The following is a 10,199-nucleotide window of genomic DNA, read 5'->3' as shown; positions in this document are numbered from 1 at the left end:
TTGCTTCTTTCATTATTTCGTTTCAATTCCTTATAGGTAGGCTAAAAACGGGGTAGTAGTGGATTTGCTATTACGAATTGCAGGGCGGGTTTCAATTCCTTATAGGTAGGCTAAAAACCCATTATAACATGCATAAATAGCACATTAATAATTTACACTTTTTTAATTCATGTCAAGTTTCCTGACTTTATTATACCATAATATCTAATGAAATCAATTATTTTATGAAAACTTGCAAAATAAAAATGTCGTCTATCCCTAGATGTTTTTGCACTATTAGGGATCGACGACAAATTTATTACCATTGTTGTAGATAATAAACACAGCATAAAATGTACTTTTCGCTAATCCTATAGTTGTTATTACAATATATGGCTCCACTTCAATAAACACATCTATATACTTTTTTCCTTGCTATAGTTGTTAAAAAGTGATATAGCAACAGTAGTAATTAATTTAACCAATCATATTCCCCCATCAAACATCTTCCAAATCCTTCATTAGCCCTGGCATCAGAAATTCCACATTCATATATTTTTTCTATTAGGCTATCGATTGGCCCCTCTAATATCTCATAATAATATACACTGCCAGCAGGAACTGCTTTTGACATGACTTTAGGTCTTTTATTTTTCATATCCCATCCACCAATACTAATTGGTTTACCTATAGCAGCAGCAATAAGCTTTACCTTTATATTCAACTTAGAAAAGTCTGGTTTCCATCCATTTTGAAATATAGAAGGAGTTACTAATATCAACTTAAATTTTCCTGTTTTTGTAATAATTTCTTTTACCTCCTCAGTAAACTTTTCTTCTAAAAACTTTGGTATATCATTTACCCGGCTTACCTTCGCAGCTTTACCTTCCCCCCCTAATTTCACCAGCCCTGTATCAGGAAAAGAGAAATCCTTGCATTCCACATCCACAACAAACTCCAATGAATTCTTTATATCTTTCGCCATTTTTATATAATCTGTCTTATATAAATATCCCTTTTTACTGGAACGTTTATCATAATCTATTTTTATTCCTATTTTATTTTCCTTTGTAACAAAATCATTGAAAGGTTTAAAAAATATGTTTTCTTTTATTCCTTTTAAATAATTACTCATAGCTAAATCATCAATTAGCCCTTTGACATTTTCCACTTTATTCGGCGAATATAACAAATTTATTTGTCCATCGCCTAAATCAGTTTCAACAAGAGGTTTACCTACCCTAAGAAATTCAAGTTTATTCTCCTCTTTATCTTCCTTATTTTTTACTAAATCCATTGGTACTAATGTATACCACGCTTCGCCATTTTTATAATATATTCCTTTTATTTTTAAATTTTTTTGAACAAACTCTAAATTTTGTGGATTTATACCATTCAACGAAAGGTAATAAGTAGCAAAAGCGCCATAAAAAACTGAAGGTGCTGGAGGAAATATGCCTCTACCGATACCTTCAAATCCGGCACTAAAAGGATGTCCTTTGCCAAAATATACATTATCCAAAGGGGATACTTCAAAAAGCATAATTTATTTCTCACCTCCTCGATTCAAAAAAGCTAATATCGTTAAGAGGCTAATAAAATTGTCGTATTTTACCTCTTTATACAGAGAATATAGTAAAATGTATAAATCTCTTTCAACTTTTTCTTTTTCATCTTTACTTAAGTTCTCATTCAATGAACGTTTAATATTTCTTTTGAGCTCACTAATAAAAATGCCTTGTGGAAGAGAATCTACATCTAGCCTTTCCAAAGCTGCTTTTAATTTTCCAACAAAAGAAATACTTAATTTGTCTTCTTTAAAAAAGGAATTTATATCTTTTAATAAACCTATTGTTCCTTCTTTATTTCTTGCATCATCATAATTCCACTTGGCTCTGGCAATGTAATTCTCACCAGAATGCAAAATAAGTTTTATTGCAAAGGCATCCTTTCCTTCTACTTTTTTTGCATATTCTTCCTCTACCTCATCTACAGAAGCTATAACATTTTTTAAATCTTCTTTATAATGAGCTATAACTACCCCCATTGACGCCGTGGCTTTGTTTCCCATCATCACATCAATTTCCTCTTTTCGTTCCACAAATCCGGCATCTATTGTAAAATCTGGAATTATCTCATTATTAACAATTAAGTGCCACTGAAAGCCGCCCTAAGTTTTACCATAACATCTAATAAATAATTAAGATTTACTATTGCAAATACATCATCTCCGCCAGAATATATTACTTTTCCTGCTCTTGTCTCTTCCACTATTTCTTTTACATATTTCAAAGAATAGTTCTTAAGTGCCTCACTAATTAAAGAGTGAACAGCTGGTGTCATTAGTCGCTTTTTATCCTTGATTTTTTCTTTAAAATCTTCTGGTAAAAAAACCTGCAATTTACTGTGGTACATTTCTAACATATAGGGTGCCAATTCTCCTGCTAACCATTTCCCCATGTTATCGCCATCAAGCTTTATAACGGCATAATATTTCTTTTTATTCAGTCTTATGTCTTTAATTCTTTTATCAATACTCTTTAATAATTCTTTAAGTTCGCCTAATCTTTTTGAATTAAAATCATAAGTTTTAAAATAATTTTCATTGAGATTTTCCTCATACAACAATTCATAATCAAAGTTATCACCGCACCACTTTTTGAATACTTCTTTGTATCTTTTTATATTTGTTTTTAGGTCATTATCTGAATTGTTAATTATATCTAGTAATGCTATCTCTGCAGTAGAGGGAAAACTTTCTTCTATGTTGTTTTTCCCAAACATATCTTTAAAATATATTTCTGCCGCCCTTTTTGTCAGGCATCTGCTGCACAACCCTTCTCCTTGTGCTAAATACTTATAAGTAATACTTTTATCATCACTTTTTTTGATTATTGCATTTTGTTCTCTAAGAAGTTTAATCTTATAACTTTCTTTCCCTTTTTCTATCTTTTCATCTTCTTCTCTCGTACACCTGTAGATAATAACATTGTGCTCACCGCATATAGAACATTTTCGCCCTATTTCTTCATATTGATTGAAGTTTCTTATGCCTTTTCTTGTCCCCATCATTTTCTCCATAAAAGAATAAAGTAACCCATAAATATTACCAATGTTAGGCCCGTATTCACCTTTATCTTTAATATATCTCAATAAATCCTTTATCTCTTCCACCTCATCACTGTTAAAATAATCCTTTATCTTATCCAATTGGATTTCCCAATCAGGCCTGTTTACATCCCCATTTTCTAAAGGCAACGCCACCCAATACACATCTGGAAAGTTTGATAATTGGCGTAAAAGCAATTTTTTTTGCTCATCATTGCTTTTTACAAGATGACTAAAAACATATTCCCCGATTTTTATATATTCATCTTTTACTGTTTTTTTAAGATTTAGTAACCTAATTTCTTCTACATTTTTTGTTGGTAAAATTGCAAAAAATCTGTTGGGAAGAGTAGGAGTTTTAAGGTCTTTAGTCGTAGTTGCACTGTTATTAAATAGCTTTGCTATCCAAAAATCGCACAAAGGCTGTTCTTTAAGTTCAGGGAATATTATAGAATCTGGTCCATAAGCTTCTATAACTTTTTCTATTGCCACCCACGTTAAATAAGACAAAATATAACTTCCCCAATACAAGTCTTGTGTCTTCCTTGCCTGCACGATATATTCTTGAACAGGACCTATTGTAAAAATAAATAGTGTCATATTGTTTAAATTCAATTCATTATAAAAATATGCATTCACCGCAGATGCCAATTTTAAATGCTGAAATATTGTGTGATTAGGAAATCGAGTATCAGCAGGAGCTAAATCCCAATATTTTCTATATTCACTTGGCGTATGTTTCTTTAAAAGCTCTTTCAAATAACGCCATAAATACACAAATTTTTTATAACTATCTTTAAAGTCTAGTTTGATAACTCATCTACTGCTTCATCTACAGCCTTTTTAAACACTTCTTTTTCTATAACAAAATTATTATATCGATTAGCTGCAAGAGGATGAACAAACTCAGGTTGTTCTTCAAAAACAACTTGTAAATTTTTATTTTTACTGGCATCTTTAGGTATATAATATCTTTCCATAGATGAAGCTAAAACATCTGAAGCAATAGTTTTGTGGTAAGGAATATCTATTTTTTTAGATATTTCCTTAGCTCTTTTCTCATGGTTTTCACCTGTTAACAAAATAAATGGCTTATCTGGAGAATCATGAAAATATGCTTTCAATTTATTTTCAAATAACTCTTCTTTCTTACTCATTGGTAATTCCCTCCTACCAAAATTAAAAAAGCACTCACCACCATTATCTTTTGCTATTTCTATCCAAAAACTATTTTATCTGCTCCTCTTCTTGCTCTACTTCTAAAATTGTCCAAATTAATCTCCAATTAAGATCATAACTCCACTCTATGCATTTCTCTCGTTTTCCCTAATTAAAGTTAATTCTCCTGTGCCGTAACCCAGTGATGTCTTTGCTCCAATTCCCCCATATCTAAATGCCTCTATCATCCATTCTTCCATAGTCTTGTTTGCTATTTTTAAATCCTTCGTTTCCTTTTCTAAAAAAATTAGGGAAATATGAAAAATGGCATTTTCAACTATTAAAAAGAAAATAGGTTTGGGATTTTGCCAATCAGAAGGAGCTGAAGGATTTTTGCTTTGCGAATAATATTCGAAATAATGAGGATTCATTATATCCTGTTTTAAATAAAAATCATCATTTACAAGATATGAATCCATGAAAATTACTTTTCCTTTTTCACCCTCAGTACCAAAAATTTTCTTAAAATTATCATCATTACTATTTTCCTCATCACTGAACTTAATCCAGTTAGATATTACCCCTTTTATAGCTTGTCCCGGAATATAAGGAATTCCATATATCCAGTGAAGAGTCATAGAAACCTCTCTGACAGACTCTTGCCCTAGCCCAACAACAATTTTATCATAAGGTCTAAACTCATAAGTAGCTACTTCATACCCTTGCAATTTATATTTATCTATAATGTATTTTTGCTTCCTTGTAAATTGAATACAGCTATCAAAAAATTCTTTTTTTGCTTCAGGTATTCTCTTTTTCTCTACTTCGCTCTTTTTATTAAATTCTATGTATTTGTTGAATAATAAGTTAAAATTTTCAACCTTTTCCATAGCATTTTTCAAGTAATAGCTCGTATCGAAAGGTATTTTTAATCTATTACTATTTATCATCGGGAATCATCCCTTCAGCAAACCTTCTTATCCAATTTATAAATTCCATGACTTCTTTTGTAATAGCTCGATAGGCATCACTTTCAAGTGATATAATTTTTTCTACCATATCTGCTGTTGAATTACTATACAAACTACTGACTGGACAATTTTCAGACTTAAGCCAACTATCTATATTGTTATATAGTTCTTGATATGCACTACTACCTTTTGCTTTCATAAATGCCAAAGTAGCACCAAGACCATTTGTTTTTATTATTGCCATTAATTTTTTGGCATAGGATTTATAATTATTTTTAAACTCTTCTTTTTCATAAGTAGCTACTTTTTTAACACATTCATAGGCAAACTTTGCCCTCTCATTTACTGTTGTCTTTATAGAATCCTTGTCGGTCATTCAATATCACTCCTATCTAAGGCACCAATTCTGACAATACCTTTTCCTATAGTAGCATTACCGCCAATTTGAATAATTTCATGTTTCCTTATTCCATTAAGGAAATAATCCAGTATAAAATCCTCATCTGGTTTTTGATTTCTCTTCTTTTTTTATTTTTTCTTTTTCGGCCTCATCTATAAATAGCATAGAAGCCAATGCCAACGAATAAAATAGTGTATTTTCCGGAACATATTCTTCATTAAAAAGAGCTCCATTTTCAACAGTGCCTTTGCCTGGATTAATTCTTGTTCTAGTTATAACTTCTGTAGACATTTCTGTAAAATCTCTAAAATCATCATCTGAAATTACTATTATATCTTTTTTCATCTTTTCTCTAAAAACACTGTAGAAATCATTTTGTCCATTTTGACTTTTGGGAAAAAGAGTATCTGCTAGCCATTCAGAAAATTGTTGCAATTTATTATTTGATTTTACTTTAAAAGAATATTCTTCTAATATAACTACATTGTTATTTCCCTTATTTTGGAGCTTAAGATTAGAACCTTCAACTATAGAATTAGGCTCTATAGTCTCAATACCTTCTAATTCCTTTAGCACATTTCTATCGCACAAACTTATTTCCTCTTTAAACCTTGAAAGAACATAGGGCAAGTAATCCAACCAAAAATTCCTCTTGCCGACTTTATAGGAAACAACAAAATTCTAGCATCTAAAAAGCCTATAGCTCCTGCATAAAGGTCACCATCTTCTGGCCCAAATATATGCTCAACATTTTCTCTTAAAGATTCATCCCCTTTAAAAGCGCTTCTCAAAGCCCCTTTTAACCCTGAGGATTCAATTTTAGGGAATCCAGAATGTTTCTCTCTTTGAATTGGAAGGTCAACATATCCTAACTCCGAACCACTTCCCACATGGTAGGAGTTTCAGTGTAAATAAAAAATGGCTTAGCTTTTTTAAACATATATAACCACCCTTTCCTTTAAATTTGATTCATTCTAATAAAACAAATTTGTAGTCCTTACATACCTTTTCAAATTCTATTCTCTCTATTTCACAAAAACGAATAAGAATCTTTTTTACTGTTTCATGAAAATCATTAAAGTCCTTCTCCATTAAAATGCCAAATCCATGAGCAAAAATTGATTTATTCCTCAGTTTAACTTTACGATATATCAAACCTAGTTCTATATCTTCTACCAATTTGTCTTCAATAGCTTTTAATAAAACATAAGCATCAAATAATGAAATACTGCTTTGTGGAAGTTCGGAATAGTTTTTAAAATTTTTGGAACGCTTTCTAAAAGGTTTAATATTTTCATTCATTTTTTCTAATAATTCATTTCCACCAACGGGCAATTTTGAATAATCTGGAAGAGAAACAGAAAAACCATAACTTGCAAGTCTGACCTGTGCGATTAGCTCTAAAATGCGATACAATAGTAGAATTGCCACATCATATTTTCCTTCATAACTTCGCCTTAAAGCATTAGTATAAATTGAAAAAAGAAGAGGTATATATACATGCTTATTTGTAACGTACTCCCATTCCTTATTTTTATCTTTTAAGTCAATCTCCTTTAGTGGTTTAATGAGTTCATGCTGCTTGTACAATATTTCTTCATATTTATAGCCAATTATATCTTTATCAATTGGTTTCCAACTTTTTAAAATTTTAAAGAGTTTTTCAAATCCCTCAATGGCTTCATTAAAAGAAAGGTTATCCCAACAAGAATAGATTTGTGATAACATTTTGTAGAAAGTATAATCTCTATAAGCAACTCTTTCTTCTAACTCAGAAAAAATTTTATACGCTGAAGCAAAATCGCCTTTATTAAAAAGTGCTATAGCTTTGTCCTTTTCCAAGTCCCCAAAAACTTCATAAGGGTCTTCTACGACCTTTAACTTTTCTGTACCTGGCCATGGCTTTCGCATTTTATTATTGTATTCACTAGCAACATAAATCAAATCGATTTTCAAATAGGCTCCTGCCATTGCCATCCCCGCAGACATAGCTTTAGTACCACCTGTAAAATCAATGGCAGTTTTATCGGGTTTATTCCATTTTTCTACATAAATTTTCTTTAAAACTCGGTAGATCTCTACCGGATTGTCTTTTTCAATCTCTTCGGCAACGTATTGGGAAGGAAGCAATCCCGCCCATTGGATTACTTTGTCAAGATTCTCTCTTGAGTCTTTTGTGTATAAAAACAAGACTTGCTTGGGCTTAATAAAAGAAATTGTAAGCACGAGAGGTTCAAAAGAAAATCCTAATGACAAAATCAAATTTTCATATTTTTCTTTAAAGGAAACATCAGTTTCTAAATGAAACTTTTTTACTACCAAAGGAAATATTTCCTGGTAATAATAATCTTCTGCTTCTTTTGCTGGTTTCGTTTCCCAAATTTCTACTTTTTCTTTTATTTTCTTTTCGATTTCACTATTTGACAATATCCCTTCGCTTTCCATCTCCCTCTCTCCTTTTGCAAGAACAAAACAATTTTGCTATTATATTCATAATTATACCATTTTATTCTACAAAAATCACCTTTAGAATTCATCATTTTCAATTTTTTGTTGTATCGATTTGTAAAATTCCCCCAATTCAGCGACGTGTTCATCTTTTATTCGCTGAAAAATATCCCTTGACTGCTCATGAGTATAAGTGTGAACAAGTAAATTTCTATCCTCAATCATTTTTAGCCAAACTTCCTCATTTTCAATAAGATTCGTTAATAAAAGCCTGTTTAAAGGCCTCACGAGGGCTTTTTACGATTATTCCTAAATCTGCAAGATACTCTTTCATCAACTTCCAAGCCAACTCATAGCAAAGCTCAAATCTTTTAATAGTTCCATCTATATCCAAGTCATCCTTTGCTACTTCCGTCGCTTTTTAAGATTTTCAAAAGCTTTTGCAAAATCGTTAAAAATTTCTCAACCCTTTCTCTCATAAAGTAAAACTCCTTCTCTATATATCTTTTCTCTAAATTCTTTATTGACTTTTTTCAGATTGACAATGTCAAAAGGTCCAATCATATCCATGGCCTCCACACTTTTGTCTGACTCAACTGCTATATCAATATCAGACTTCTTATTAAAATCTCCTCTTGCTCTTGATCCATACAAATATATCTTTTCGGGATCAATGTTTTCCTTTATCTTGTCTACTATCTCTTTCATAGAATCGGGAATAGATAATATTTTTTCTTCCCCTCTCTCCTTCAATTGAGCCCAAAACTCCTCAATAAGAGCATACTCTGGTTTTTGAGTTTTATCATTAAATTTTAACACAGCACCCTCTGGTAAAAACTGACCAGCAAGCCTTATTACACTCCAATAATACTTTCCTTCCACCTTAATAAGCTTTATTATAATGGGAGAAGTTCTTCTTTGGAATTTTTCTTTTGACTTCTTCTCAATTTTTACACCAATAACTGTTCCACACTGCGATGCCTTACAGGAAGACCAAAAACAGCGCTTTCAAATACTTGTCCCTCAGTCCTTACCCTGAAATTTTTAAATATAGTCCCAATATCATTAAGTGCATCTTTCCATGAAGTAAAGCCAATGTTACTTATTATAAGCCGCGAGATACTTAGATTGCTATACTCTGAAGCAAAATAGGTCTTGTCTGAACCATTGATAATCTTTTTCGCTATCTCGAAATTTTTTACCAACCATTCTGCCACTTCATCAGAATTTTTCCCTTTAGGAATAAAATCAATAGAAACGTGCTCGTCCACCTCTGTTACTATGATATTGCCTCCTCCTCTTCTATTTCGTGTTCCAAAACCTCCGAAATATATGGCAAACCATAGTGAAGCCAAAGCATGATTTAAATACTTTTCTTCAAAGGTACTAATCTCAATATAAAAAGTAGAGCCTTCTTTTATGTATCCTCTCTCCCTATTTGGCAATATAGTAGAATATAAAAGATATTTTATACCTGCTTCTTTCACTCGTAAAGCCTTTTCCCAAAAAATTTTGTCACAGAAAACTTTTACTGTTACCTTGCTCTTTCCCTCTCCTTCTCCTGTCCCACCAAAAATTCCATTTTCTTCTTTTTTAAGTTTAGCAATATCATCCTCTGCTTTTACCGCTCTCCACCAAAAGCGCATCATCCCCTTAAACTCAGAAGGCCTTAATTCTGGTGTCCTTCCATCTGCCCCCGCCATAAACACAGGCGTTATTACTTCACATTTTAATCTTGCCTTATACACTTCTATCCCCTTCTTTCTTACACTTCTAATTAGAAATGACCTCATATAAATATCTCCCGTTTGTACCTTAAATTCTATTATCACCTACAACACTTTTTACCCATTCTTTAATAACATCCATCTGCACTTTTCTAAAATATTCCATGTCCATATATTCTCTTAGAGTTTTAACCTCAAATTCCACCTTTACATCTTCATTTTCTTCAAAAATAAGTTTGCCGTGCTTTATTACTTGATGCTTAAGCACTGGATTTGCAGAATTTAATACTACCAAATCTATATCATTTCTTTTAAATATTGAAACCAAATCGCCAATTAAAGCAAGTTTGTCCATAGGATCATATCCATTCCCTAAAAGTACCGCAACTCTGAACCACTAAAGACACC

At 31.7% G+C, this 10,199-nt stretch carries 13 protein-coding genes and 1 pseudogene; all 14 read right to left on the bottom strand.

Annotated features, from left to right (window positions below; translation table 11 throughout):
* Nucleotides 1–451: 451 nt before the first annotated feature.
* On the bottom strand, nucleotides 452–1,522 hold the full coding sequence (gene cmr3, locus JCM7501_RS07485) for a type III-B CRISPR module-associated protein Cmr3 (RefSeq protein ID WP_028992050.1): 1,071 nt from the start codon (nucleotides 1,520–1,522) through the stop codon (nucleotides 452–454).
* A gap of 3 nt (nucleotides 1,523–1,525) precedes the next feature.
* Nucleotides 1,526–2,080, bottom strand: coding sequence for a Cas10/Cmr2 second palm domain-containing protein (locus tag JCM7501_RS14770; RefSeq protein ID WP_256201282.1), 555 nt, complete (start codon nucleotides 2,078–2,080; stop codon nucleotides 1,526–1,528).
* A gap of 47 nt (nucleotides 2,081–2,127) precedes the next feature.
* Nucleotides 2,128–3,864, bottom strand: a complete 1,737-nt coding sequence (gene cas10 / locus JCM7501_RS14765; protein WP_256201280.1) for a type III-B CRISPR-associated protein Cas10/Cmr2 — start codon at nucleotides 3,862–3,864, stop codon at nucleotides 2,128–2,130.
* 26 nt (nucleotides 3,865–3,890) lie between these two features.
* Nucleotides 3,891–4,244, bottom strand: a complete 354-nt coding sequence (locus JCM7501_RS14760; protein ID WP_256201279.1) for a hypothetical protein — start codon at nucleotides 4,242–4,244, stop codon at nucleotides 3,891–3,893.
* A gap of 147 nt (nucleotides 4,245–4,391) precedes the next feature.
* The gene (gene cmr6 / locus JCM7501_RS07475; RefSeq protein WP_013150030.1) at nucleotides 4,392–5,195 is read right to left on the bottom strand and encodes a type III-B CRISPR module RAMP protein Cmr6; all 804 of its coding nucleotides are present in this window, start codon (nucleotides 5,193–5,195) and stop codon (nucleotides 4,392–4,394) included.
* Complete coding sequence (cmr5, locus tag JCM7501_RS07470; protein WP_012994795.1) at nucleotides 5,185–5,592, bottom strand: type III-B CRISPR module-associated protein Cmr5; 408 nt, start codon at nucleotides 5,590–5,592, stop codon at nucleotides 5,185–5,187. Before cmr5 ends, cmr6 begins: the two co-directional genes overlap by 11 nt.
* Before the next feature lie 123 nt (nucleotides 5,593–5,715).
* On the bottom strand, nucleotides 5,716–6,255 hold the full coding sequence (locus tag JCM7501_RS14755; RefSeq protein ID WP_256201278.1) for an RAMP superfamily CRISPR-associated protein: 540 nt from the start codon (nucleotides 6,253–6,255) through the stop codon (nucleotides 5,716–5,718).
* Nucleotides 6,210–6,506: a type III-B CRISPR module RAMP protein Cmr4 gene (gene cmr4, locus JCM7501_RS14750; protein WP_256201277.1), complete on the bottom strand. Its 297-nt coding sequence runs from the start codon at nucleotides 6,504–6,506 to the stop codon at nucleotides 6,210–6,212. Before cmr4 ends, JCM7501_RS14755 begins: the two co-directional genes overlap by 46 nt.
* A gap of 79 nt (nucleotides 6,507–6,585) precedes the next feature.
* Nucleotides 6,586–8,061 carry a TIGR02710 family CRISPR-associated CARF protein gene (locus JCM7501_RS07460; protein ID WP_028992047.1) on the bottom strand — a complete coding sequence of 492 codons (1,476 nt, stop codon included), beginning with the start codon at nucleotides 8,059–8,061 and terminating at the stop codon, nucleotides 6,586–6,588.
* A gap of 81 nt (nucleotides 8,062–8,142) precedes the next feature.
* Nucleotides 8,143–8,289 (bottom strand): nucleotidyltransferase substrate binding protein, encoded by a 147-nt coding sequence (locus tag JCM7501_RS14745; protein ID WP_256201276.1) that lies wholly within the window; start codon nucleotides 8,287–8,289, stop codon nucleotides 8,143–8,145.
* Between the two features lie 22 nt (nucleotides 8,290–8,311).
* Complete coding sequence (locus tag JCM7501_RS14740) at nucleotides 8,312–8,458, bottom strand: nucleotidyltransferase substrate binding protein (RefSeq protein WP_256201275.1); 147 nt, start codon at nucleotides 8,456–8,458, stop codon at nucleotides 8,312–8,314.
* Nucleotides 8,459–8,526: 68 nt separating this feature from the next.
* On the bottom strand, nucleotides 8,527–8,946 hold the full coding sequence (locus JCM7501_RS14735) for a nucleotidyltransferase family protein (protein WP_256201274.1): 420 nt from the start codon (nucleotides 8,944–8,946) through the stop codon (nucleotides 8,527–8,529).
* A 68-nt stretch (nucleotides 8,947–9,014) separates the two neighbouring features.
* Nucleotides 9,015–9,857, bottom strand: a complete 843-nt coding sequence (gene cmr1 / locus JCM7501_RS14730; RefSeq protein WP_256201273.1) for a type III-B CRISPR module RAMP protein Cmr1 — start codon at nucleotides 9,855–9,857, stop codon at nucleotides 9,015–9,017.
* 22 nt (nucleotides 9,858–9,879) lie between these two features.
* Nucleotides 9,880–10,179 (bottom strand): annotated as a pseudogene (mntA, locus tag JCM7501_RS07445) (type VII toxin-antitoxin system MntA family adenylyltransferase antitoxin); the annotation flags it as partial.
* Nucleotides 10,180–10,199: the final 20 nt, after the last annotated feature.

Source organism: Thermoanaerobacter thermocopriae JCM 7501, assembly GCF_001310975.1.
In the GTDB taxonomy this organism is placed as follows: Bacteria; Bacillota; Thermoanaerobacteria; order Thermoanaerobacterales; family Thermoanaerobacteraceae; genus Thermoanaerobacter; species Thermoanaerobacter thermocopriae.
This window is presented reverse-complemented; position numbering and strand designations above follow the sequence as displayed.

What these genes read in the sequence shown, in the direction of transcription:
- JCM7501_RS07460 (WP_028992047.1), bottom strand. Translation starts at nt 8,061, where the DNA reads ATGGAAAGCGAAGGGATATTGTCAAATAGTGAAATCGAAAAGAAAATA.
- cmr3 (WP_028992050.1), bottom strand. Translation starts at nt 1,522, where the DNA reads ATGCTTTTTGAAGTATCCCCTTTGGATAATGTATATTTTGGCAAAGGA.
- cmr1 (WP_256201273.1), bottom strand. Translation starts at nt 9,857, where the DNA reads ATGAGGTCATTTCTAATTAGAAGTGTAAGAAAGAAGGGGATAGAAGTG.
- cmr6 (WP_013150030.1), bottom strand. Translation starts at nt 5,195, where the DNA reads ATGATAAATAGTAATAGATTAAAAATACCTTTCGATACGAGCTATTAC.
- JCM7501_RS14760 (WP_256201279.1), bottom strand. Translation starts at nt 4,244, where the DNA reads ATGAGTAAGAAAGAAGAGTTATTTGAAAATAAATTGAAAGCATATTTT.
- cmr5 (WP_012994795.1), bottom strand. Translation starts at nt 5,592, where the DNA reads ATGACCGACAAGGATTCTATAAAGACAACAGTAAATGAGAGGGCAAAG.
- JCM7501_RS14745 (WP_256201276.1), bottom strand. Translation starts at nt 8,289, where the DNA reads ATGATTGAGGATAGAAATTTACTTGTTCACACTTATACTCATGAGCAG.